Annotated in this window: 19 protein-coding genes; 3 read left to right on the forward strand and 16 right to left on the reverse strand. The window is 50.5% G+C overall.

Annotated elements, in window-relative coordinates; translation table 11 throughout:
- Positions 1 to 148: 148 nt before the first annotated feature.
- Positions 149 to 3253 (forward strand): SusC/RagA family TonB-linked outer membrane protein, encoded by a 3105-nt coding sequence (locus Q0577_RS16735; RefSeq protein ID WP_298738204.1) that lies wholly within the window; start codon positions 149 to 151, stop codon positions 3251 to 3253.
- A gap of 26 nt (positions 3254 to 3279) precedes the next feature.
- On the forward strand, positions 3280 to 4896 hold the full coding sequence (locus Q0577_RS16740; RefSeq protein WP_298738206.1) for a RagB/SusD family nutrient uptake outer membrane protein: 1617 nt from the start codon (positions 3280 to 3282) through the stop codon (positions 4894 to 4896).
- A 190-nt stretch (positions 4897 to 5086) separates the two neighbouring features.
- Here Q0577_RS16740 and Q0577_RS16745 read toward each other — a convergent pair whose 3' ends face one another.
- From Q0577_RS16745 to Q0577_RS16755, 3 genes are all read right to left on the reverse strand, one after another.
- Positions 5087 to 5917 carry an alpha/beta hydrolase family protein gene (locus Q0577_RS16745; protein ID WP_298738208.1) on the reverse strand — a complete coding sequence of 277 codons (831 nt, stop codon included), beginning with the start codon at positions 5915 to 5917 and terminating at the stop codon, positions 5087 to 5089.
- A 98-nt stretch (positions 5918 to 6015) separates the two neighbouring features.
- Positions 6016 to 8301, reverse strand: a complete 2286-nt coding sequence (locus Q0577_RS16750) for a M1 family metallopeptidase (protein WP_298738210.1) — start codon at positions 8299 to 8301, stop codon at positions 6016 to 6018.
- A gap of 69 nt (positions 8302 to 8370) precedes the next feature.
- Positions 8371 to 8964 (reverse strand): HupE/UreJ family protein, encoded by a 594-nt coding sequence (locus Q0577_RS16755; RefSeq protein ID WP_298738211.1) that lies wholly within the window; start codon positions 8962 to 8964, stop codon positions 8371 to 8373.
- A 102-nt stretch (positions 8965 to 9066) separates the two neighbouring features.
- On the opposite strand from Q0577_RS16755, the gene Q0577_RS16760 reads away from it, so the two are divergent.
- Complete coding sequence (locus Q0577_RS16760) at positions 9067 to 9522, forward strand: DUF6702 family protein (protein WP_298738212.1); 456 nt, start codon at positions 9067 to 9069, stop codon at positions 9520 to 9522.
- Here Q0577_RS16760 and Q0577_RS16765 read toward each other — a convergent pair.
- The 13 genes from Q0577_RS16765 to Q0577_RS16825 all read right to left on the reverse strand — a co-directional run bounded on the left by Q0577_RS16765 (position 9519) and on the right by Q0577_RS16825 (position 24433).
- Positions 9519 to 10817 (reverse strand): AMP-binding protein, encoded by a 1299-nt coding sequence (locus tag Q0577_RS16765; RefSeq protein WP_298738213.1) that lies wholly within the window; start codon positions 10815 to 10817, stop codon positions 9519 to 9521. The two genes, Q0577_RS16760 and Q0577_RS16765, sit on opposite strands and share 4 nt — an antisense overlap.
- 4 nt (positions 10818 to 10821) lie before the next feature.
- A complete protein-coding gene (gene acpS, locus Q0577_RS16770; RefSeq protein ID WP_298738214.1) occupies positions 10822 to 11199 on the reverse strand; it encodes a holo-ACP synthase in 378 nt (125 codons plus the stop codon).
- Entirely contained in the window at positions 11196 to 12869 is a 1674-nt protein-coding gene (locus tag Q0577_RS16775) for a C45 family peptidase (RefSeq protein WP_298738216.1), read from the reverse strand. The genes acpS and Q0577_RS16775 overlap by 4 nt, the downstream gene beginning before the upstream one ends.
- A 30-nt stretch (positions 12870 to 12899) precedes the next feature.
- Positions 12900 to 14402 carry an NAD(P)/FAD-dependent oxidoreductase gene (locus Q0577_RS16780; protein ID WP_298738218.1) on the reverse strand — a complete coding sequence of 501 codons (1503 nt, stop codon included), beginning with the start codon at positions 14400 to 14402 and terminating at the stop codon, positions 12900 to 12902.
- The gene (locus Q0577_RS16785) at positions 14387 to 18253 is read right to left on the reverse strand and encodes a trifunctional MMPL family transporter/lysophospholipid acyltransferase/class I SAM-dependent methyltransferase (protein WP_298738220.1); all 3867 of its coding nucleotides are present in this window, start codon (positions 18251 to 18253) and stop codon (positions 14387 to 14389) included. Before Q0577_RS16785 ends, Q0577_RS16780 begins: the two co-directional genes overlap by 16 nt.
- Positions 18246 to 19400 carry a DUF2062 domain-containing protein gene (locus Q0577_RS16790; RefSeq protein ID WP_298738222.1) on the reverse strand — a complete coding sequence of 385 codons (1155 nt, stop codon included), beginning with the start codon at positions 19398 to 19400 and terminating at the stop codon, positions 18246 to 18248. Before Q0577_RS16790 ends, Q0577_RS16785 begins: the two co-directional genes overlap by 8 nt.
- Before the next feature lie 6 nt (positions 19401 to 19406).
- Complete coding sequence (locus Q0577_RS16795) at positions 19407 to 19751, reverse strand: 3-hydroxyacyl-ACP dehydratase (RefSeq protein ID WP_298738224.1); 345 nt, start codon at positions 19749 to 19751, stop codon at positions 19407 to 19409.
- A gap of 26 nt (positions 19752 to 19777) precedes the next feature.
- Positions 19778 to 20404: a hypothetical protein gene (locus tag Q0577_RS16800; protein WP_298738227.1), complete on the reverse strand. Its 627-nt coding sequence runs from the start codon at positions 20402 to 20404 to the stop codon at positions 19778 to 19780.
- A complete protein-coding gene (locus Q0577_RS16805) occupies positions 20382 to 21014 on the reverse strand; it encodes an outer membrane lipoprotein carrier protein LolA (RefSeq protein ID WP_298738229.1) in 633 nt (210 codons plus the stop codon). Before Q0577_RS16805 ends, Q0577_RS16800 begins: the two co-directional genes overlap by 23 nt.
- The gene (locus tag Q0577_RS16810; RefSeq protein WP_298738232.1) at positions 21007 to 21780 is read right to left on the reverse strand and encodes a polysaccharide deacetylase family protein; all 774 of its coding nucleotides are present in this window, start codon (positions 21778 to 21780) and stop codon (positions 21007 to 21009) included. The genes Q0577_RS16805 and Q0577_RS16810 overlap by 8 nt, the downstream gene beginning before the upstream one ends.
- Positions 21781 to 22848 carry a beta-ketoacyl synthase N-terminal-like domain-containing protein gene (locus Q0577_RS16815; protein WP_298738234.1) on the reverse strand — a complete coding sequence of 356 codons (1068 nt, stop codon included), beginning with the start codon at positions 22846 to 22848 and terminating at the stop codon, positions 21781 to 21783. It lies immediately after the preceding gene.
- Positions 22849 to 22967: 119 nt separating this feature from the next.
- Positions 22968 to 24173, reverse strand: coding sequence for a beta-ketoacyl-[acyl-carrier-protein] synthase family protein (locus tag Q0577_RS16820; protein ID WP_298738236.1), 1206 nt, complete (start codon positions 24171 to 24173; stop codon positions 22968 to 22970).
- A gap of 2 nt (positions 24174 to 24175) precedes the next feature.
- Complete coding sequence (locus Q0577_RS16825; RefSeq protein ID WP_298738237.1) at positions 24176 to 24433, reverse strand: phosphopantetheine-binding protein; 258 nt, start codon at positions 24431 to 24433, stop codon at positions 24176 to 24178.
- Positions 24434 to 24468: the final 35 nt, after the last annotated feature.

Genomic DNA, 24468 nt, shown 5'->3' on the forward strand with positions numbered 1-24468 from the left:
CGACCCCTATTCTGCATCCGCCATTGGATACGGCCATGCACTTGCATTAACACTAGTGAAATGAAGTTATGAATAACTTAAAAAACACAGCTATATGCTGAGGGGGAGAAGTATTGCCCATACATGAACAATTCAACCAAAAACACATATGAACAGAAAATCACGTCTCTCATGGACATGCAAACCTGCAAGTCTTCTGCTCTGCCTCATACTGGCGGGAGATGCGCAACTGCATGCTGTTGCAGCCGCCACAACCCTGACCTATAAAGCGGCCGAACAGGAAATCACAGGAACCGTGCACGATGCACAGGGGTTGCCGCTGCCAGGTGTTACCGTTCAGGTAAAAGGCAGTAATAAAGGCACCCAGACCAATGCTGATGGTATCTTCAAAATCAGCGCTAACCCCGGCGACGTACTGGTGTTCAGCTCCATTGGATTTGTTGCCACAGAAGTACCTGTTGGTAATGGTACTACCATGAATGTAACCCTGCAGGGAAATGTAAGAGGATTGAATGAACTGGTGGTAACTGCCCTCGGCGTTAAAAAGGCGCCCAAGTCACTCACCTATTCTACCCAGCGCATAGGCAGCGAAGAACTGACCACTGCCAAGGATCCCAACCTGATGAACTCCCTCAACGGCAAAGTAGCCGGCGTTAATATCAGCCGCAGCAGCGGCGGCGCGGGCGGCTCCGTAAAAGTATTGCTGCGCGGTAATAAATCCGCGCAGGGCACCAATCAGCCGCTGTATGTAATAGATGGTATCCCCATGACCAACTACTCTGTACAGCAGCCCAACAGCACCTGGGGTGGAGATGGCAACATCAGCTATGCTCCCGGCCGCGATGGTGGCGATGGTATTTCCAACCTGAACCCCGATGATATTGAAAGCATCTCTGTGCTGAAAGGAGCTTCTGCCGCCGCATTATATGGCAGCCAGGCAGGTAATGGTGTGATCCTGATCACCACTAAAAAAGGAAAATCAGGTACTACCAAAGTAGATTTCTCCAGCAGCTTCACAGTAGATAAAGTAGCTATCAAGCCCGAGTTCCAGAACGCATATGGCCAGGATCCCGATGCTGCCACACAAAGCTGGGGCCCTGCTATTAACGGCGGCCATGATAACCTGGACGACTTTTACCGCAGCGGTAATACCTGGATCAATTCCATCGGTCTCTCAGGCGGTACAGAGAAAACACAAACCTATTTCTCTTATGCCAATACCCGCTCCAGCGGTATCATACCTGAAAATAAACTGTCACGTCACAATATCACCTTCCGCGAAACAGGTCGCTTCCTTAACGACAAGCTGACGCTGGACGGAAGCGCCAACGTGATCATTCAGAAGGTGAACAATGCACCGGTAACAGGTTTGTATTTCAACCCGCTTACCGGCTTGTATCTCTTCCCAAGAGGCCTGGATTTAAAACCGTATAAAGACAATATCGAAAAGTTCAACGAAGTAAGGCAGATCAACCTGCAGAACTGGCCCTTCAATGAAGACGTACAACAAAATCCCTACTGGATCATCCACCGCAATGCCAGCATCACCGAGCGTACAAGAACGCTCTTCAGCGCAAGCGCCCGCTATGAGTTCACCGACTGGCTGAACATTCAGGCACGCGGCAATATGGACCGTACCAACGATACCTACGATGCAAACATCTACGCAGGTACACACGGCGTATTATCTGGTCCCAACGGCCGATACATTACCAGCAACCTCACCACTACACAGTTCTATGGCGACGTGATCCTGAACTTCTCCAAATCGTTCAATGATATCAAGCTGAACGCATTGGTAGGTAGCAGCATCACTGATACCAAAACCAAAGGCATGCGCGCAGATTCCTATAACGGTAACCTGTACATCGCCAACTTCTTTACCATCCAGAACATGACACCGGGCAGCGCCATCGTTACAGAACCTGCACGTCATGAACAGCTGCAGGCGGTATTTGGCAACGCCAGCATCTCTTATAAAGACCTGGTGTTCCTTGATCTTACCGGGCGTAACGACTGGTCATCTAAATTAAGCCGCACACCTAACGGTTCTTACTTCTATCCTTCCGTAGGTCTGTCCTTTATCCTGCACGATATGCTGAAACTGCCCGAGCCGGTGAGCTATGCAAAACTGAGAGGTTCTTACGCAGTAGTAGGTAACTCCGTGCCCATCTACGTTACCTATCCGGTGAACAGGCTGGGCGCCGTAGGCGGTACCATCGACTTCAATACTATTCAGCCTTTCGATGACCTGAAACCTGAAAAAACCAAATCACTTGAAATCGGTACTGAATGGCGCTTCCTGAAAGACGCGCTGAGCCTGGACTTTACCTGGTACAAAACCAATACTACCAACCAGTACTTCCAGATCGCGGTACCACCGGGCACCGGTTACAGCTTCCGCTACATCAACGCAGGCGATATACAGAACTCCGGTATAGAAGTATTGCTGGGTTACAACCTTATCCAGACCAAATACTTTAAATGGAATACCACCATCAACTACTCCCGCAATAAGAACGAGGTAAAGAAACTGGCACCGGATATCGACCGCTTTGTACTCACAGATCCCGGATCTAATGCCTATACTTCTGTGATCGAAGTAGGCGGCTCCTATGGTGATATCTTCGGCAGGGTGTTCCAGCGCGATGAACAGGGCCGCATAATGATCGGCGCCAACGGCGTTCCGCTGGTAGAAGGCGATCAGCAATACATCGGCAACCCCAATCCTAAATGGCAGGCCGGCTGGAACAACAGCTTTAACTATAAGAACCTGAGCCTGAGCTTCCTGGTGGATGGCAAATTTGGCGGACAGGTACTATCGCTTACACAGGCCATGCTAGACCAGTACGGCGTATCTAAAGTAACCGGCGATGCACGCGCCAACGGCAGTGTAGCCATTAACGGTGTAAGCGCAGATACCAAAGAAGCTGTTACCAGCATCGATCCTAAAGTGTGGTACACTACCATCGGCGGCCGTGCAGGCGTGAGCAGCGAGTATATCTACAGCGCTTCTACTGTAAGACTGCGCGAAGCTGCTATCGGTTACTCCTTACCTGCTTCCATTCTGAAAGGCAGCTTTGTGAAAAACCTGAAACTGTCGCTCATCGGCCGTAACCTGATCTATTTCCACAAAAAGGCGCCCTATGATCCGGAAGTGACCATGTCTACCGGTAACGGGCTTTCAGGTGTTGACGTATTCAGCCTGCCTGCTACACGCAGCTTTGGCGCTAACCTGAATGTGACCTTTTAAGTAACTCACTAAAAAAACAAAGGAAGATGAACAAGATCAGCAATAAATATAAATCACTGGCGGCGCTTGCCTTGGCGGCATTGCTGGGGGCCAGCGCCTGTACCAAGAATTTCGAAGAATATAATACAGATCCTACCGGCCTGACTGAAGATCAGCTGAAACCTGACTTCAACTTCATCGGCGGCTTTTTCCCGCAGATCCAGTCAGCCATCTACTATAACTATAACAACACCGTATGGGAATACCAGTTGCAGCAGAACCTCATAGCCGATGTCTACTCCGGTTACATGATGTCTGCCAACCCGTTCAGGGGTAACATCAGCAATCTTACCTATGCGCTGGTGCCCGACTGGAATGGTTTCCCCTTCAGCCTGGCCTACAACCGCGTAATGGCGCCCATTTCAGAAATAAAAAGGCGCGGCGCACAAAGCGCAGCACCCGATTTCTGGGCAGTAGCCCTGATACTGAAAGTAGAAGCCATGCACCGTGTAACAGATATCTATGGTCCTATCCCCTACAGCCAGTACGGACAGGGCGGTACCTCCGTTGGATATGACAGCCAGCAGGATATTTACAAACGTTTCTTCCTGGAACTGGATACGGCGGTAGCTAACCTGAAAGCATACAGGGCCGCAAATCCCGACGCTTCTCCTTTCACTAAGTTCGATATGATCTATGGCGGCGATTATGGCCAGTGGATCAAATTCGCCAATTCACTGCGCCTGCGCCTGGCACTGCGTATTGTTAAAGCAGATGCCACACTGGCAAAAGCGGAAGGCGAAAAAGCGCTGGCTGATAACGGCGGACTGATGGAAACCCTCGCAGACAATGTGATGGTGTCTGGCTTCGGGATAAAACATCCGCTGTACACCATTACCAATAAAGATGGCTGGAGCGATATCAGCATGGGCGCTTCCATAGAATCTTACCTGAGCGGCTACCATGACCCCCGCATAGGCAAATACTTTGATCCTGCTTCCGATTATCCGGGCCAGTACAAAGGTATCCGCATCGGTGCGGCAGTAACCGCCAAACCGGGCTATAACGGGTTCTCTACCCTGGCTTATGCCAAGACCAAAACCTTCAGGGAAAACACGCCGCTCCAGCTGATGACCTCCGCAGAGGTATTCTTCCTGAGAGCAGAAGCTGCCCTGCGCGGCTGGGCCAACGCCGGTGGATCCGCACAATCATTATATGAAAAAGGTATCACCACTTCGTTCAACCAATGGGGTGTGGCAGACCAGGTAGCAGCGTACATCAATGATGCTACCAGCAGACCTGCAGACTACGTAGATCCCAGGAATGCCGAAAACAATTCACCTGCGCTTTCAACCATTACTGTTAAATGGGATGAAGCTGCATCAACTGAGGTGAAGCTGGAACGCATCATCACCCAGAAATGGCTGGCGGTATTCCCCGAAGGCCAGGAAGCCTGGTCTGAATTCCGCCGTACCGGGTATCCTAAATTGTTCCCGGTAGTGCATAACGAAAGCAACGGAACGATCAACACTGCTATACAGATCAGAAGGATCGCCTTCCCCCAGGCAGAGTATACTACCAACCAGGGAGAAGTGCAAAAAGCTACCCAGTTATTAGGCGGTCCTGATAACGGAGGAACGAGACTGTGGTGGGATAAGCCATAATCCACCACTATACTCTCTATCTACATTTCACACGTTTGAAAAAGCCGCTGGTGATCTCGCCGGCGGCCTTCATTTAAAAACCACTGAAGGTTACTTTACAGATATACCTGTTACATATACCAATTGCAGCAAAAGCAGCAAAGCCGGCCCATAAAGGAGCCGGCTTTTTACTGTCAGATCAGCATTAAGCTTACTTATCTTTACTCCGTTCAAAAAAATTGTGAAAGAACAGCGCCTGGTACTCCACCGCATTACTCCAGTATGCCCAGTTATGCTCGCCCGGTCTTTCCGTATAATCATGCGCTATTCCCTGCTGCAACAACTGCTGATGTAAACTCCTGTTCACATCAATAAAAAAGTCCTTTACCCCGCAATCTATGATCAGCGACAGCACGCCATCTTTCAATTGCTCCGCCTGTGTCACAACCGCATACTCCTTCCAGTGCTCCGGATGCTCTTCTATACTTCCCAGTCTTTTCGACAGATCCCAGTTCTTCGGAAAAGGACGGATATCCACCCCGCCGCTCATACTGCCAGCCGCACCGAAGGTATCACTATGCCTGATTGCCAGGAACAAGGCGCCATGCCCGCCCATGCTTAAGCCCGTAATAGCCCTGTGCTGCCGGTCGGCCAGCGTGCGGTAATGACTATCAATATAAGCCGGTATTTCTTTTCCTACATAGGTTTCGTACTTCCAGGCACTATCCACCGGGCTGTCAAGATACCAGCTGCCAAAGCCGCCGTCGGGGCACACAATCATGCATTGATAAGTATCTGCCAGGGCAGGTAATCCGGGCGCTTTGCGTACCCAGTCAGCATAATTGCCGCTATAGCCATGCAACAGGTATATCACGGGAAATTGCAGCCCTTTTTTCCTGTTATAGGTGTCAGGGATAACCACCACGCATTTGACAGGTTTATGCATGGCCTGGCTGTAGATCTGTATCGTGTCTACCTTAGCGGCGTATGTTGCAGAAAAGCTTACCAGCAAAAAAGTAAACAACAGGAGCGTGTTCTTCATATTACAAAACCGGAATTTTATTGGTACAATATAAAAATGACAAATGTAAAAGCAAAGCCGCTTTTACATTTGTCATTCACTTATGATAATAGAATGTATTATTTGCTGCCAGCCATTCTCGCCTTTTGCATGGGAGTAACGCCGCTGGAAGATCCTCTTGGACGCTCTCTCTGACGGAACAGCTCAAACTTAGAGGGCACGGAAACCCTGGGCCAGTTATTATTGGCCTCGTCAATATCAGCTGTTTCACGCTGCGGGTCCAGTTTAACAGACACTACCTCTTTATCTTTTGCAAACACCTTGGTAACATGGTATTCGTCCTTACGCCAGATATAGGCGGAGATACGTTCTGTTTCCTTGCTGCCGTCTGCATAGGTCCACTCAATGATCAGCGGCATTACCAGGCCGCCTACATTGGAGAAAGACACTTCATAGAAGTTCTTTTTGCTGTCGTACAGCTTCTTCTCTTCCGGTGACAGGGAAGCATACAGCTCATTATATTTTGCCTTGTCTTCATCGCTTACTGCAAAGCGGTCCCATTTGCTGTAGAAGTCCTGCAATGCAGTATCCTGCTCTACGGCAAACTTCACGCCTGCAGCCCTGTTACGGCTGCGGGCAACATGGTCCAGCTTCTTATCATATGCGGCTTTGTCGTCTTTACTTACTTCACCAGGCTCCTGTGTGTTCAGCCGGTACCATTTCACGCTGTCGATGGAGATATCCACCGGCTCGATACCAAAGAACCAGCCCCTCCAGAACCAATCCAGGTCTACTGCGCTGGCGTCTTCCATGGTACGGAAGAAATCAGGCGGTGTAGGATGTTTGAATGCCCAGCGTCTGGCGTACTCCTTGAAAGCAAAGTCAAACAGCTCGCGGCCCATGATCGTTTCCCGAAGTATGTTCAGCGCGGTGGCAGGCTTGGCATAAGCGTTAGGACCAAACTGAATGATGTTTTCAGAGTTGGTCATAATAGGCTCCAGCTGGTTCTTGGGCATTTTCATATAGTCCACGATCTTATGCGCAGGACCACGGTTTGAAGGGAAGTTGTTATCCCATTCCTGCTCTGCCATGAACTGGCAGAAGGTGTTCAGGCCTTCGTCCATCCAGCTCCACTGGCGTTCGTCAGAGTTAACGATCATCGGGAAGAAGTTATGGCCTACTTCGTGGATGATCACGCCTATCATACCATTCTTTACTGTTTCAGAATAAGTACCGTCCTTTTCAGCGCGGCCATAGTTGAAACAGATCATCGGGTACTCCATACCGTTGGCCGCTTCTACGGAGATAGCAACCGGGTAAGGGTAAGGGATGGTATGTGCAGAGTAGGATTTCAGTGTATGCGCTACTACTTTGGTAGAGTAACGGCTGTATAGCGGATAGGCTTCCGGACCATAGTAAGACATGGCCATTACCTTTTTGCCTTCTACATTAGTAGCCATGGCGTCCCATACCAGGCGGCGGGAGCTTACCCAGGCAAAGTCGCGCACGTTCTGGGCTTCAAATACCCAGGTTTTGGTGGCAGATGATTTGCCCTGCATGCTCTTTTTCGCCTCATCCAGCGTTACCACTTCCAGCGGCGTTTTGGCGCTCTGTGCCTGCTGCCAGCGGTTAAACTGGGCGGGGCTCAGCACTTCCTTATAATTCTGACATTCGCCGGTGCCGCCTACAATGTGGTCTGCAGGTACGGTCATCTTTACACGGAAATTGCCGAAGGTGAGCGCAAATTCTCCGCGGCCGGTGAACTGCTTGTTCTGCCAGCCCTGGAAATCAGAATATACAGCCATCCTGGGATACCATTGTGCCATGGTATACAGGTAGTTCTTGTCTTCTGCAAAGTATTCATATCCGCCACGGCCGCCTTCAGACATGCGGTTGGAAATATTATACCACCAGTCAATTTTAATGCGGATCTGCTCTCCCGGCATCAGCGTTTTGGGCAGGTCTACCCGCATCATGGTCTGGTTAATGGTATAATGCAGCGCGTTGCCGCCGGCATCCGTAAGTTTGACGATCTTTACGCCAAGGTCTTTGTCTGTTTTCAATATGCGATTCACATCCCACATAGACATTTTATCAGACATATGGCTGCCGTCAAAGTGGTTGTTATCACTTTTCAGATCATGCTCATTCTCGTCCAGCTGCAGCCAGAGGTAGGTGAGCGGGTCAGGAGAATTGTTGTAATAGGTGATGGTTTCCGAGCCGGTGAGCTTCTGTTTCTCATCATCCAGAGTGGCGCTGATGTCATAGTCCGCACGCTGTTGCCAGTATTTCGGCCCCGGTACGCCGGAAGCGGAGCGGTACATGTTCGGATCCTGCAGCATGGTGCCCAGCTGCTCAAAGCGGGTGCCGTGGTTGGAGCCGTTAGGATTAGGTGCCTGTGCCATCAATAGATTAGCAAAGCCGCAACATATAAGCGGCAGCAAGAAATGCTTATTTCCCATTAGCGGTTTAAATTATATCATTAGTTCTCTAAAACGGTCTATTGCCATCATAAAAGCAATCCCAAATATGGCAGAGGAAATGAACATGGTCCAGTCCCTCCGTTTGATCCCGGTAAGATTCACTACAATACCGGATGCCAGCAATACTACTATCACGATCAGCACCTGGCCAAATTCAAGGCCCAGGTTAAATGAAAGCAATGGTGTTACCACGCTGGTGTCTGTCCCCAGCAGGCTTCTCAGTTGGTTGGAAAAAGCCATGCCGTGTATAAGCCCGAAAAACAGGGCGAAAAAATAATTGAGCTGTACAGCGCCGGGGCGCTCTGACTTTGGTTGGCGGATAATGTTGAACAAAGCGGTAATAAAGATCGTTACCGGGATAAGGAACTCGATCAAACGGGTAGATACCCTTACCACATTTAAAACGCTTAAAGCCAGCGTAATAGAATGTCCTACCGTAAATGCTGTAACCAATATCAACACCTTTCTCCAGTCGCTTAGCAGGTAAATAGCGCTCAAAGCTACTATAAACAAAATATGGTCGTATCCTTCCCACGCCACTATATGCTGCCATCCGATCTTGAAATACGTGGCGAATTCGCTCATTTGCCTGTATTTTGTCTAATTTTGGTAATTATATAAACTAAACCGTTAAAATTAAAATTTTTTAGTCAAGTGGGCTTAATATTATGTAAATGGCTGGTTCCGATGTGGATTGCCCTGGTACACCCCTTCTACGTAAGTGTGACAGAAATACGGCACAATGCCGCCGGACAGGAACTGGAAGTGAGCTGCCGCATCTTCGCGGACGATCTGGAAGCAGCCCTGAAAGCAGCAAATAAAACATCCGTAGATATTATCCATCCCGCCAACCGGAAAACAGTGGAGGGCTTTATTAACAATTACCTGCAGCAACACCTGCATATTACGGTAGATGGTAAACCGGTGACCCTTAAGTTCCTGGGCTACCAGATAGAGGAAGAAGCTGCCTGGTGCTTCCTGGAAGCAAAACAGGTGCCCTCAGTCAAAAAGCTGCGCGTAACAAATGATATACTCTACAGCCAGCACGAAAGCCAGATCAATATGATGCATGTGATCGTGAAAGAAGAGCGTAAAAGCACCAAGCTGGATAACCCTGAAAAGGAAGCGGAATTTGTGTTTTAACCCACCTTCCTGTTATCCACAAACTTCATCGCCTTCCTGCTGCCCTCCGGCAGCTGCATTTTCATAATTTCCGCCTGCCCGCAATACCGTACCTGCGGTATCACCCGCAGCTTTGCCTGCAGGTAAGACCGGATCTTTCTGTCCGTGTCCTCCGACTCAGACACCGGCCACAAATGCAGCAGTATTTCGTCCGTGCCTATCTCATTAGAAAACACCTCCACTACAAATTCCTTCACCTCTTCCATTTCATTCAGCAGATCAAAGAGTGCAGGCGGGTATAGTGTGGTGCCCTTATACTTGATCATCTGCTTCTTACGCCCTATCACCGGTGAAAGCCGGATCGTGTTACGACCGCAGCTGCAGGCGTCTGCTTCATACCTGCAAATATCCCCTGTCTTGTAACGCAGCAGTGGCATGCCTTCCACACCCAGGGTGGTGATGGTCACTTCTCCTTCTTCCCCGGGCCCTGCGGGCTGATCCTGCTCATTCAGCAGCTCAATGTACAGCAGTTCCGGGTGATGGTGACCACCGCGGCCGGCTTTACATTCGGTGAACGCGGTTTGCATTTCGGTAGATGCATAGGTAGAATACAGCTTGATATCCCACTGTTCAGTGATCTTCTTGCCCAGCACATTCAGTGAAAAATCCACATTGCGGATGTTCTCTCCTATACACACTGCCTTTTTCACAGAAGAAGCATTGATATCAATATGATGCTCCTGCGCAAAAGCGATCAGCTTCAAAATGAACGAAGGCACGGCTACAATAGTGGTAGGGCGTATGCGCTGGATATTTTCCCATTGCAGGGAAGGAACACCCGGCCCTACACGCAGCACCCCCGCGCCCAGTTTCCGGATACCGGTATAATACGCCATACCCGCCATAAACTGGCGGTCCAGCGTCAGCATCAGTTGATAAATGTCTTCATCCGTACCATCTGCACAGCAGAAAGAAATGTATTCGTTGTAACCCAGGCGGTTCAGGTCATTGGCGGTCAGCGCAATGATCACCGGTTTGCCCAGTGTGCCCGAGGTAGTGGTATATTCAGCTATCTTGCTCCTGTCTGTGCAAAGAAAATCCCAGTTGCGCTGCTGCAGGTCTTCTTTGGTAACCGGCGGTATCTTCGCCAGGTCCTGCAGGCTGTTCACCATACCGGGTTGTATATGATGCTTTGCGAACCACTCCTGGTAAAAGGGAGAAAATTGCCGCAGGTATCCTATCAGGTGCAGCACCTCCCTTTCCTGGAAATGCCGGATAGCGGCGGCAGATTGCAGTTCTATGTCAGGTATATACATATCTTTAAACCTCTATGATCACCATCGCTACGGCAGTGGATGCAACATGCGACAATGATACCAGTATCTGTTTAATGTTCAGCTGATCGTAACGGCTGACAGCATTGCCTGTCAGGTGCAGTTCCGGTTTGCCCGCTGCATCATTACGGATCTCTATTTCATTGAAGTGTACGCCGCCATTGCCCCAGCCCGTGCCCAATGCTTTCAGCAGGGCTTCCTTGGCGGCAAAACGTGCGGCATAGTGCTCATAGCTGGCCGCCTGCTGTTCGCAGTAGGCAATCTCATGAGGGGTGAACACCAGTTCCCGGAAACCGTTTGCTTTCCGTATCTTACCGGCTACCCGCTCCACTTCTACTATGTCTGTTCCTATACCGTATATCATGGCTGGTCACATTTCTTCAGCTGTTTTCGTATATGCGCTTCTTCCGGCTTGGTAGCGATCTCCTTTGTCAGCGCTGTCATGTAATACTGTTTTGCCTCCTGGTAGCGCTGATGCTTAAAGGCATAATCACCCGCCAGCACGTAAGTATGATAGAATTCCGGGTTGGAGGCGATCAGCTCCTGCAGGTTCACTTCCTTACCTTCCATGATCCGGGCCTTTAAGTTACGGAAGGTAACGAAAGAACGGTACTCATTGCTTAGCAGAAAAGTATCTGCCGCTATGGTCAGTGCACTGTCGTACACTTCTTTATTCTGCTGAAGGCCATGCATGGCGAATATTTTCTTAAGATCATAAGCCACAAATTTACCCAGCTGCCAGGGAGCGGTAGATACCCATACCAGCTGCTTTTGCGGCTCAAATACCACGGCGTGGTGAGCAATCAGCTGGTTCAGCGCCTTCTCATTGCCCATACCGATATCCCTGTTCTGCAGGCCGTAACGGTCCCGCAGGATGTTAACCGTTTTCTGTACGGTATTAGGGCCGTTCTGCGCCAGCAGTTCACTTAAACGCTGAAAGCGGTACGGACTGGCGCTCTCCCTCATCTGCTGCTGGTTAGACGCCAGCTTGCTCAGTGTATCGCCCTGGAAATGGTTGGCGCAGGTAATGAAGTTTCGCTTCGGGTCATACATATCCATACCCTCCGGTGTTTTCTCAATTATCGCAGCCCGGTTATCTGCGGCAGAACCGATCAGGAAAGATTCAGAAACGAACATTTTGCGGCGCTGCGCAATTACCCAGGCCTCCTGTATATTTCCGGCATATTGCAGTATTTCCCTTGCCACCAGCGATACCGGTGTGGCAGAGCCGGTGGGTATCTCGCTCTTGTCTGCATTGATGGTAACAGTGAGCCCCTTTTCGTTCATGCCCGAGGTAACGCCCGTAAACCCGGCCCAGGTCACCATCATAAAACGATAGCCTTTGTCCGGATGATAGAACGCCACGATCTTGTCTTCCGCAAACTGGTCTCCCACATAAAAATCAAAGTTGCGGCCGATGATCAGGCTGCTGTCTGCAGAGCGGTCGTTCCAGGTAGCGAAAGAAGTACATCCTACCAGCATCATATTCTGCAGCGCATGGCCTATATCATGCGCTGCATGATAATTGAGGATACGCTCATAATTACTGCCGATGAAATCATACTGATCAGAAGCGGAAAAAGAAACGCCATAGATCTCTTCCTTGTTTTCATCCGCTATATTGCCGGCCAGGTGCCGGTTAAACCATCCTACAAAATATTTGAGAAAATGCAGGTAGGTGGGTGAAGGGATCATTTTGCGGATCTGGTCCACAAAAATATCCTCCTGTCTTTTCACCAGTTCTGCAGATAGCTTGCCATAGACCACGCCTCTCTCAAACGGCGCTCCTTCCACATACATCTCATACAGGCCGCTGTTGCTTTTGCGGAACCAGTTATTGCCGATGGTGTAGCAGGAAGTGTCCAGCTGCGTACGCTGCAGCTGCAGGGCATGTTTGTCTGCAATCTCCGGCGGATCAATATGCGATACGCTTACAACGTAGATCACCAATACCAGTATCAGTAACAGGAAACTCCCTGTTACATACAGTACGATCCTTCCAAATTTCTTCCAGCCGCTTCTCTTCTTTATCATTATCATTAAATATTGCTGCGCTTCGGTTACCTACCTGTTAATCTGTTCTATCAGCCAGTCCAGCCCCAGTATTTCCCCGCTGGTCATCACAGCGCTGATGGTAACACCCAGGATGCCGTGCAAGTTCAGATTTTGCCCCGTAAGATACAAATTGGTTAACTTGGTACGCTGGGGGATCATGGTCCTTAACGTATCCCTGTAGTCCTTCTGTATGCCGTACAGGCTGCCGTCTGCAGTGCCCAGGTAATCCCTGAAAGACAGCGGTGTGGCGGTGTAGTAAGCGATCATCTTCTCCCGCAGCTCAGGGAAACGTTGCGCCACCACATCCAGCAATTGCTCCGCGCGCTCCCGCTTGAACGCCTCATAATCTGCTCCCCTGGACTGCTCCGCTGTAGTAGTATTAAAGGTATGCTGCCAGGGCGCCATTTCTTCATAACGCATGTAGGTCAGCACGGAAACAGTATCCGTATAAGGCATGTGCCGGGAGCTCGCAGCGGCAAACAACCCGTAGGTAAGCGGCCAGTTGTGCTGATGGTAATCAGTCCCGGCCCATGCATCGTTGGTCTGGTGATGGTAATAGTTATAGTTCAGGTAAGGAAAAGCGCCCGGCTTCAACACAATGTTGAGCATAAAAGGCGCAATAGCGTTTTCCAGGCTGCTGATGCGGGTGCGGTAGGCGCCGCGTATCAGGTCGCTCTCCGTCATTTCAAGGGTCTGGTGCGGATGCAGGTTGGAAATGTAATGCGCCGCCTTTACCTGGCGCCCGTCTTCCAGCATTATATACGCTACCTCATTGCCCTCGCCGATGATCTGTTTTACAGGTGTGTTACGATAGATCACACCGCCTTTTTCCGTAATAGCGCGGGCCAGCCATTTGCCGATCTGCGAACCGCCATCCACACATCTCCAGGCGTCTTCTATATAGCTGTTCACTACCAGGGCGTGTACATAAAATGGTGTTTTATCTTTGACGCCGGCATACAGCAGGTTATTGCCCGCCAGCACATTTTGCAGGCGCTCGTTATCTGTAAGCTGTTTAAAATAGGTGCTGGCATTAATGCCCAGTACTTCCTGCTTTTCACCATAAGAACCCGTACGCAGGTTATACAGCGGGAAACGGCTGCACACGTCTTTCATCGTGTAACAGTACTCTTCCAATGCCCTGCGCTCCCCGGGAAAAGCTTTCAGCAGCTCCTGCAGGAAATTGTCATAGCCCTGCGCCATGCGATAGGTGGCAGGGTCTTTACCAAATGTAATATGGTCAAAGCCTTCCACGTCCAGGCGCTGCAACCGCAGCTTATCCATGATGCCCAGGTAGGTAAAGATCTTATTCAGGTTCTTCCCCTCTCCCAGCCCGCCAATGTAATGCACGCCGGAATCTATCACCGCCCTGTCACGCGCATAGGTTTGCAGGCAGCCGCCTATCTGCTTGTTCTTTTCAAATACAGCCACCCGGTAACCGTTGCGGCTCAGTAAAGCGCCGCACACCAAACCTCCCAGGCCACTACCTATTATGGCTACATCGTACTGCATCGCTTTATTACAAATATTACGTTGGATGTATACTTCGTATTGTCTATCTGCTCCAGGCAGGCGCCCATTCCGGCGACCATCTGCCTTAAACGTTCTGCAGAGAAAAAGGATAATGCATGCTTTGTTTTATTGAAGCCCAGCACCCGGGTACTGAAAAACTCTGTTAAGCGCGTGCCTTCATGTCTTTTTCCCAGGCCTGCATCTCCGTCCCTTACAATGATCACACCATGCGGCTCCAGCTGCTCCCAGCAGCGCAGCAGCAGCTGCTCCTGCTCTTCCGGCTGCAGGTAATGCAGTACATCGCTGATGATAAATGCATCGTGCCTGCCAAATGTATAATTCACCACATCTGCATGCACAAATGCCAACTGGTCATTTTTCTGATAACAGTGTGCAGCCGTGGCGATCTTATCCTCATCATAGTCCACACCGGTGATTGTACGCTGCGGGGAAAGGAAGTGCAGCATGTACGGCATAAAGCCGTAGCCGCAGCCTATATCCAGTATCCGCCCGCTCTTCGGAACCAGCTGATCAAAAAGCGCATAGTTGTTCTCCATCTGCGTTTTCACACGCATATACCATTCCAGCACCGGCCCTTTGTAAATATAGTTATAGATCAGCTGCTCCCTGAAATAGCGCGGTGTTTCTGTTGCGCTGCGCAATATTTCATACTGCTCTTTAAAGTAACGGCTGATCTTCTTCGTTCTTTCCGAATACCCGTTGCCCCATTGCGTATCCTGCGGGTGAATACGTGGCAGGTATTGCGCCGTGATGGTTCCGTTCTTCAATAGAAAATCGCCCTTACTCATCGTATAAGCAGTACCGTGAATAAGCACCGGCAGAATATCCAGTCCCAGCTGTTCTGCCAGGTAGAATGCGCCTTTATGGAAACGCTTGATCACCGGGTCGGGAGAGCGGGTACCTTCCGGGTATATCACGATGGAATAACCCTGTTCTACCAGGCTGCGTAGTTTGTCTACACTACCCTCTATCCCTTCTGCCACCGGGTAATAATCAGCCATGCGCACTACTGCCCCAAATACCGGAGAACGCCATACCCATTCATTGGTTACGAGTATCACTTTAGGATGCAGGGAAACAGACTGCAGTATATCCAGGAAAGACTGATGGTTACTGATGATCACCGCCGGTTTTTCCAGCTGCTCATTCAGTGGATTGATCACCCGCTTCTTCACATTACCCATGATATGCAACTGCGACCAGCAGAACCATGACAGGATCTTGTGATAGATATACTTTCCCTGCTGCTTGTTGAAGGGGTTCAGTTTGATCAGTATCCATCCCAGGAAGGTCAGTAAAAATGCACCCAGGGTAAAATAGGTGAAGGCTATTACGGAAAGGAGCCATCCGCTCAGCGTCCAGGGCGCATAGCCTTTACGTACCCTGTTTGTGATCAGCCAGTTGAACAGCCAGGGTATCAGCACCTGTGATATCAATACTACGCAGCCTATCCCGATGATAGAGATCAGGGCAATAGAACGCAGTGACGGATGTTCTGCAAATATCAGCACCCCCAGGCCCAGTATTGTGGTAATGGCAGAAAAGAAAATGGAAGAACGGAAGGAAGATAACTGCTGTCTGCCGGAGCGGTACTGCTGCAATAAACCATCCATGGTAAATATGCTGTAGTCATCTCCCAGGCCGAATATAAAAGTACTGAGGATAATGTTTACGATGTTGAACTTTATATCGAACATCCCCATGATACCCAGTATCCATATCCAGCTGATGAGCATGGGAATGAAGGTGATCAGCGCCAGCTCTATTCTGCCGTAACTCAGCAGCAGGGCAAAGAACACCAGCAGGGAGGTCATCCAGGCAATACTGTTGAACTCATTGCGGATCACTTCTGCCAGCCGGTTGGCCGCATATTGTTTATCCAGTACGGTAGTATGTGCCTGTGAAGCCAGGGCCTCATACACCGACTTCTTCTCAGCCGGGTTTACCTTCAGCAGGGTAACCAGCGATACCCGGTCTTTCTTCGCTGTTACATAATCTCCCAGGGAGCTGGCCAGCAGTTGTTGCTGCGCCTCCGCAGGCATCAGGGTAAAATCCTTTTGCAGCCAGGCAGCAAAGGGTGCAAAGGCAGTGGCTTTAAAACCGGCTGCAGGCCCCTCCTGCTGCAGATAGGCAATAAGTTGTTGTTTCTTCTCCGCTGTCCAGAAATAGTTCCAGCGCTGTAAGCGCTGTTGCTGCTGTTGCCGGGATAATAACAAGCCACCCGCACCGGCATACTGCTTTACAACACCTTTTTGTTCCAGCTGCTGCACCAGGGGCAGCATCCTTTCGTTTTCCTGCAGGGCCTCTTCCAGCGTAGCGCCTTCTGTTACTACATATACGGATTGTGCCGTGTAGGCATTTAAACGGTTCAGTTTTGCTTCTGCAGCCTTCAGCTCCGGCTTCATGAAGTTCATGCGCATCATATCGCTTTCAAAGCCCACTTTACCCGCCGTAAAGAAGAACAGCACTGTTAAGAGTACAATACCGCCGACCAGGTATTTATTTTTTTCAGGACGGTAGTCTGCCAGCTTATCCAGCCAGGTGTACCGGTGTGCGGCAGCTGCGCCTGCTGCCGTATTGGCGGTAGTGATCCAGTGCGGCAGGAATATCAGCGAGAACAGGGCCGCGCCTACCAGGCTCAATGCTGCAAATACGCCTACGTCTTTCAGCATGGGCGAGTGCACAAACTGCAGGCACAGGAAACCGCCAATAGTGGTAAAACTCCCGATGGTCATCGGCGTAGCCAGGTCGCGGATAGTCTCCCTGATATCACCCAGGTGACGGTAATGGTTGAACACATGCAGTGAATAGTTCACCGCAATGCCCAGCACCACTGCGCCCGCACCCAGTGCGATCACAGATATTTTTCCTTTAAGCAGATAGATACATGCCAGTGAGAACAGCGCGCCAAAGGCTACCGGCAGCATCACCAGCAGTGGCGCCCGCTTTTTTCGGAAGAAGAAAGCAATTAATACCACCAGCAATACTACTGTAATGCCCTGTGTGAACATGGTATCCTGCCGGAGCTGCTTTGCATTACCTACGGATACTGCTGTAGCGCCAAAATAAGACGCTTCGGTGAAGGGATTACGCTGCTGCACTGCCTGCATCGTATCCTGCAGCAGTTGCAGGAACTTTGCATTCTTTCCCGTAGCATTGGGCGGATAAGCCGGTGTGATGAACATCAGCAAATGCCGCTGATCCCTGGTCAAGATATACCCGTCATACAAAGCATACTGTTCATCCAGCTGCAGCTGCTGTAATTTCCGGATGCCTATCCATGACATCCCTACGGGATCTGCCTGTATCACCTTTTTCAGCACCAGCCCTGCGGGTGATACCAGGGTCTGGTAATTATGCTGTAATGTTTGTTGTAGTTGTTGAGGGGCTATCAGCGAATCAATGCTGCGGTAATCAGCTGCTTCCAGGAACAGTGGTAAATGATCCTGGATCAACTGCATCATGTTCAGCACCATCGTATCTTCTACCTTCTCCTGCACTTTGCGGATGTAAGGCGCCAGCGCTTTGCTGTCTGCCAGCACATTTGTGAGGTCATCTGCATAAGCGGTCAGGCTGTCGGGCGCCGGCTCCCGGGTACTGTCCTGCTGCGAGATCATCAGCACCAGCTTATCAGCAAAACGTGAATCGTTGAACACCTGCTGCAGCTTGTCCAGTGTTTTATCCTGCGGCAGTATACGGGTAATATCCTCTTCCAGCTGAATGCGCGAGGCCAGCAGGCCTGTCACCACAAAACAGGTGATGGCACTGATCCATAACCAGGCCTTATGCCGGGTAAAGAAATTATAGATGCCTGTGAAGAAATTACCCATCCGGTCTCTCCTTTCTGAATATAGTTAACAACACGTAAGATACCAGCAATGCGCTGAGCCCTGCTACTACCGCCAGTGTAACACTGCCATAGAGATATTGCAGCACATTCTGCCGGATGGCTTCCGTTGTCTGGTGTTTATTGAATATAACAAAAGTAGCGTCAGAACCTACCCACACGCGGCCCATCTGGAAGCTGCCGAAAATAATAAGCGGTATCACAGGCGGTATGCTGATGTTGGCTGCTATCAGTACCAGCGCTTTGTTCAGCCGGAGCAAAGTGGCCAGCAGCAATGCCACCAGCATCTGGAATCCCCAGACAGGCACAATGCCCATAAATATACCCAGCCCGATTGATAGCGCTTTTTTGCCGTTGGATTCATGCGGGTTCAGCACCACTTCCTTCCACAGCCATACCCAGCTTTCCTTCTTCAGCAGGAAGCGGATAAAATTGCGTGGTTTGATGTAGAGGAAAGTGATCAGCACCAGCACCGTATTCAGCACGCTGATACGGGAAAAATCGCGGAAGGGCCTGAAATGCGATACCCGTTCTTCCGCCGGGGGATAGTATACCTTCACCGGCACCCAGTCTATCTTAATGCCTTTCCAGGCGCCGCGTACCAGCACCTCCACCTCAAATTCATAGCGCGGGCACCAGAAACGGATAGGCGCTATCTGGCGCAGTGGGTACATGCGGTAACCGGATTGTGTGTCCGGCGCTTTCATGCCCGTTTCTACATAGAACCAGAAATTGGAAAACCTGTTGGCAAAAGAATTTTTGCCCGGCATGTTTTCCTGCTGCAGGTTGCGTGCGCCAATTATAATTGCATCGCCGTTCTCCTGCAGCCGCTGATGGAATACCTGCAGGTCTGACGCAAAATGCTGCCCGTCTGCATCCATTGTGATCACATACTCATATCCCTGCTGCCGTGCATAGGCAAAGCCGCGGCGCAGGGCAATGCCCTTGCCCCTGTTGGCGTCGTATGTTACCCGCTGCACCTCCGGGAATTGGTCCAGCACCTCCAGGGTATGATCTGTGCTGCCATCGTTCACCACTATTACATGCGGCGTGTGCAGCAGCACATCCTGCAGTACCTGCGCAAGCGTACCGGCATTGTTATAAGTAGGTATGAGTACGGCTATATTCACCAACGGCTAATGACTGATTTTAAACGTTCCCTGAAACTTCATGAAGACCGTAGTTTCGCTTTTAATAACAGCAGTGGTCTTCACCGTACCATCATCCTGTAAGGTGTACTGCAGCTCAGTACTTACCTGCGGCTGCACCACCGGGTTAATCATTACCAGGAATTTCATGTTGGCCGCTTTCTGCAACAGCAGCTTACGCTGCAGGCCTTTCTCCAGCAGCTCCTGTATGGTTTGCATCATACACACGCCCGGCATGACCGGTTGCCCGGGAAAATGCCCTTCAAAAATAGGATGGGCCGCGTTCAGGGCCAGTAATGCAGCAAAGCTGTTTTCCGTTTGCTGCGTTTCCAAGATCGTATATAAGTTTCCTGCCAGCATTATTTTTCGACTCGTTGTAATGATATGTTGAATGTAAAGTTCTGGTGTTGTATGCTGATGCTATCCGGCACCCCTTCCCGGTAGTTGTACATCCACGCCTTCACCACCGGTTTACGCCGTGATGATTTTTCTATCCGCTCCAGCCGTGTGCATGCCGTATCAGTAATATAATAATTATTACCCTTTGGCGTCGGAATGGCTGCATAGTTAAATGGTCCCTCACGCAATACGCTGGCCTGCCGAAGGTCTGCCCGCATCAGCACCAGCTCAAAGTCTTTCTGCAGGGCTTTTACCACCGGCTTTTTATCCATCGCGGGCATCATGTAGTGCTTCACAAAACCGCCGTTCTTTGCAAATTCAAAATCAAAGAACTTAAAGCCCGTTTCGCTGGCAAACACTACCCGCAGGCTGCTGTCGGGCATCTGCTTAAAGAACAGCAAGCCGCTCAGGTGATGGTGCAGCACATCCACCTTCGTGCTATATAACGTATTGCTGAACTGCGGCCTGAACTGCTGTATACAGGCAGCATCACCTGCTGTACCCTCCAGGCCTTTGTAAACAGACCTGCAGCTGCATAAAACACAGGCGCCGGCCAGCAGTAGTTTATTTAGCCGTGAATATTGCATCCGCTACAGGTACATTCAATTGTTTATGTAAAAAACTGATGCTTGTATTATCACCGCCATTCTCCTGCATGATGATCTGCGACACAGCATAATCTTGCTTGTCTACCATCAGCTGTATCACTTTAAAATACTGCTGTAATGCTTTGGATACCGGCGTCAGCTCCAGGCGGTAATACTGTGCGTTCTCCAGCACCTTCGATGTAAAATCCGGGTTATTCAGTACATTGCCCTGCACACAGTCCACCGTAATACGGTTGATCTGTTCAAACAGTTTGTTACCCCTGGCAGCTACCGTACGCTGTTGCTGCCCGTCGCGGGTAATGATCTCCTTACCGTTCATGATCATCAGGTAATAAGACGGCTGCAGGTATTCCATGCGCACCTTGTTATCTTTCCTGAACCAGAACTTTCCTTTGGATACGATCTTGTCAGACAGCATGCTCAGTTCTTTCTCCTGTACAAAATCGGCCTGTATGGATTGTGTGGCCTGTGAAGCTTTGGCAAACTGCTCTTTGAAGGCAGCTGCATCGGCCACCGGTTTATAGGCACCGGTTTGAGCATATCCGTTCAGTGCGCATAAAAAGCAGCACAATAAGATCCATCTACACATAAGCAGGTACATTTAATATTTTATCGATCCGCGCAATCGCATATCCTTTACTGCGGATACCCTCTATCAGCGCCGGCAATATTTTTACCGTGATGTCCATACTGTCGTGCAGCAATATGATGCTGCCCGGCTGCAACCTGCTGATGATGCGGTGCAGCAGTTCTTCTTCCTTCCTGGCTATTGTATCCAGCGAGCGGATGTTCCAGCCCAGCGGAAAATAGCCACCCCTTGTTACCGCCTTGCGGAGGTTGGGATTGGTTACGCCATAAGGCGGACGAAAAAAACGCGGCCTGAGCCCCGTAGCATTTTCGATCAGCGTGTCCGTCAGCCGCAGCTCTTCCAGCATCTGCCCTGCACCAAACAGGTCAAACCAGAAATGGTGGGAATAACTGTGGTTACCCAGCAGGTGCCCTTCTGCATGCATGCGCTGCAGCAGCGGCTCATTGGCTTCAATGTTTTTGCCGATGCAAAAAAATGCTGCGGGTGCATGCTGCGCGGCCAATATGTCCAGCACCTGTGGGGTGAAACTGCCTTGCGGCCCGTCATCAAATGTGAGCGCCACCACTTTCTCCGCCGTGTTCACCTTACAGGTAACCGGCAGATAGAAACCAGCGGCAATGCTCATAGATCCCCATACCAGGATAGCCGTATAGCCTGCCAGCAGCAAAGCAAATATCCACCAGGGCAATGGCGCCCACAGGTTGTGCAATGCCAGCAATACCGCCAGCAGCACAAAGGTGATGATATTTGTTACGCGATATAACATCTATATATTTGGATGCGCCAACAATATGAATGAATAATGCGTGCCCTGGTACCCGTTGCAGATCAGGATCTTCCTGATCTTTGCAGGCGCAGTGCCGCTAATCAACACACCGGGAGACAGCTCCTGCAGCTGCAGTATACGCGCCGCCATCCAGGTGGCAAAGGCAGCTGCAGTAGGATATTCTCCACTCAGGTGTTTAAAGCCTGCCACCGCCGTCTGCGGGAACAGGGCCTGCGTGATCGCTTCGTAAACACCGTCTTCATCTGCATTGCCATTACGCCCGCAGATGAGCAGGTCTATATCCTCCGGGCCGCAGGCATGTGAGGAGAGGAACACCTGTAATGCGCCCGTGATCTCCGGTATGTCAGCAGGCCTGTACAGGGTGCTCACTCCTGTAAGCCGCGCTACCGTATGCGCAGTCATTTCCGTGCCCAATGTAAAGAACGCAGCTCCCTCTCCTGCAATCGTGCCTTTTGTAGCGCTTTGCAGCAGGGCAGTATTACGAATGGGCGCCTGTTTGTACAAACCAAAACGGGACAGGATAGCATGACTGTGATCCGTGATCTCATCCACCCCGCCGGTAAGTATATGCTGAACAGCGCCTTCCCGCAGCATCATGATACTGTCCAGCAAGGCGCTTTCAAAAGAAAAAGCTTTATGTACAAATGTATTGTTGCAGGCATTACAACCCAGCAGTAATGCAATCTGTCCGCCCACCGTATTGTGGGTAGACTGGATAAACGCCGTTGGCGTCAGCATCTCTTCCTGCTGGTTGATCATTTTGCTGAGAAACACCCCCGTATCATCAAGGCAGCCGTAGGCAGTACCGGTTATGATCGCATCCGGCATGACCACCGCAGCTTCCTGCAGGCTTAGCTTCGCAGCCGCTACCCCCATTTTGACCACACGTCCCATACGGCGTATCAGCTTCAGATCTATCCACTGTTTGTAATCCGGCTCCACCGCCTTCAGGCGATTGCCCTCATACTCCCTGATCTCTGCCAGGAAGGGGCCGCCGGTGGTGTGTTGCGGCGATACACATCCCATACCCTGGATGAAAATGTTCATCTTTATTAATTAATGATGAATAATTAACAACTATATCCTCCTTATCACTAACCGGTCACTATTAATAAATCCGGACACTTGTACGCTCATATTTTCGATTATTGATTCTTAATTATTAATTAAACAGTCTCTGAAAAAACGAGACACGAACAACTGCCGCTGAACCCGAAAGAATTGGACATCACATGTGGTATCCGGTTGCCGCTTGAAAAAGTGGTAGCGGGTACCAGCGGACATTCCTTCATGGGAGTAGTAAAATGTGCATTGGGATAGATGATCCCCTGCTGCACGGCCAGTGCGGCAAATACGGCTTCTATACCGCCGCTGGCGCCCAGTGTATGGCCGGTAAATGACTTGGTAGAGCTCATGGGAGGATAATGCGGCGCAAACAACCGCTGTATAGCCCTGGCTTCCGAATCATCATTGTTCTGCGTACCGGTACCATGCAAATTAATATAGGCAATGTCTTCGGGTTGCAGCCCGCTCATTTCCAGCGCGCCTTTCATGGCCAGGTAATTTCCTGTGCCTTCGGGCGATGATGCGGTCTGATGATAGGCATCGTTGGCATTGGCATAGCCGCTTAACCGGCACCACGGCGCCTGAGGCAGCGTGGCAGCAATCGCATCGCTCACCAGCACCACATAGCCGGCGCCTTCCCCGAGGTTCAACCCCGTACGGGTATCGTCAAAGGGACGGCAGGCCGCCTGGTCCAGTATCATCAGGGTGTTGAAACCATTGAGGGTAAAACGCGTCAATGCATCCGTACCACCGGCAATCACTACATCTGCAATATTATTGCGGATCAGCCTTGCCCCGTACATCAGTGCGTTGGCGCCCGAAGAACAGGCGGTGCTGATGGTAGTTACATGATGGCGGATACCCATGGCATCGGCCACCAGCTCTGTAACACTGCCGCATTCATGGTGCACTACCTGCTGTAAACGCCCGCCTGATGGCGGATGCTGCAGGTAAGACGCAAAAAATTCCTCTGTCTTGTCCATCCCGCCAACCGTGTTGGCAGAAACGAAACCTACCCGGTATTGTGCGCGTGCGCCCAGACCACTGGACGCCCAGGCCTCCTCCGCGGCTATTTTGCTGAGCAGGGCCGTTCTGCTGATGTGCTCCGGCATCCCCGCCCTGGCAGCCAAAGCGGCATTATCCGCTTTTACTTCCGCCACCGGCAGTACGCCACGATGTATGGAACGCAGGTATTGCATATCCTGCATGCCCGGCTGCATTTGGGCAAAAGCCTCCAGGCAGGCCTGCAGGTCAGTCCCGATACCACAGATAACACCACCGCCGGCAATCCATACATTCCCGCTCATGACTACTGTTTTTGATGCGCAGTAATAAATTCCGCCATAGAACGCACAGAGTAGAATATCTCAGGTCCCTGCTCCGGGTTGGCAATGCGGATGTGATAATGCTGCTGTAACAACACGATCAGCTCCAGCGCGTCTATAGAGTCCAGGCCCAGCCCTTCCTTGAACAGCGGCTGGTCATCCCCTATATCTTCCGGTTTTACTTCCTGCAGGTTCAACTGCGCTACGATCTGCGCTTTCAGATCGGCCATCAATTTTTCCATAAAAACATTAAGACTTTATTGTTAGTTTGGACGTT

Source organism: uncultured Chitinophaga sp. (genome assembly GCF_937898475.1).
Lineage (GTDB): Bacteria > Bacteroidota > Bacteroidia > Chitinophagales > Chitinophagaceae > Chitinophaga.

Bases quoted from the DNA above. Each gene is read 5' to 3' on its own strand.
- Q0577_RS16805 (WP_298738229.1), bottom strand. From the start codon at position 21,014: ATGTGTAGATGGATCTTATTGTGCTGCTTTTTATGCGCACTGAACGGA.
- Q0577_RS16780 (WP_298738218.1), bottom strand. From the start codon at position 14,402: ATGCAGTACGATGTAGCCATAATAGGTAGTGGCCTGGGAGGTTTGGTG.
- Q0577_RS16750 (WP_298738210.1), bottom strand. From the start codon at position 8,301: ATGGCACAGGCACCTAATCCTAACGGCTCCAACCACGGCACCCGCTTT.
- Q0577_RS16760 (WP_298738212.1), top strand. From the start codon at position 9,067: ATGTGGATTGCCCTGGTACACCCCTTCTACGTAAGTGTGACAGAAATA.
- Q0577_RS16815 (WP_298738234.1), bottom strand. From the start codon at position 22,848: ATGAACATTTTCATCCAGGGTATGGGATGTGTATCGCCGCAACACACC.
- Q0577_RS16755 (WP_298738211.1), bottom strand. From the start codon at position 8,964: ATGAGCGAATTCGCCACGTATTTCAAGATCGGATGGCAGCATATAGTG.
- Q0577_RS16820 (WP_298738236.1), bottom strand. From the start codon at position 24,173: ATGAGCGGGAATGTATGGATTGCCGGCGGTGGTGTTATCTGTGGTATC.
- Q0577_RS16810 (WP_298738232.1), bottom strand. From the start codon at position 21,780: ATGTTATATCGCGTAACAAATATCATCACCTTTGTGCTGCTGGCGGTA.
- Q0577_RS16765 (WP_298738213.1), bottom strand. From the start codon at position 10,817: ATGTATATACCTGACATAGAACTGCAATCTGCCGCCGCTATCCGGCAT.
- Q0577_RS16785 (WP_298738220.1), bottom strand. From the start codon at position 18,253: ATGGGTAATTTCTTCACAGGCATCTATAATTTCTTTACCCGGCATAAG.
- Q0577_RS16825 (WP_298738237.1), bottom strand. From the start codon at position 24,433: ATGGAAAAATTGATGGCCGATCTGAAAGCGCAGATCGTAGCGCAGTTG.
- Q0577_RS16745 (WP_298738208.1), bottom strand. From the start codon at position 5,917: ATGAAGAACACGCTCCTGTTGTTTACTTTTTTGCTGGTAAGCTTTTCT.
- Q0577_RS16800 (WP_298738227.1), bottom strand. From the start codon at position 20,404: ATGCAATATTCACGGCTAAATAAACTACTGCTGGCCGGCGCCTGTGTT.
- Q0577_RS16775 (WP_298738216.1), bottom strand. From the start codon at position 12,869: ATGATAAAGAAGAGAAGCGGCTGGAAGAAATTTGGAAGGATCGTACTG.
- Q0577_RS16735 (WP_298738204.1), top strand. From the start codon at position 149: ATGAACAGAAAATCACGTCTCTCATGGACATGCAAACCTGCAAGTCTT.
- Q0577_RS16740 (WP_298738206.1), top strand. From the start codon at position 3,280: ATGAACAAGATCAGCAATAAATATAAATCACTGGCGGCGCTTGCCTTG.
- acpS (WP_298738214.1), bottom strand. From the start codon at position 11,199: ATGATATACGGTATAGGAACAGACATAGTAGAAGTGGAGCGGGTAGCC.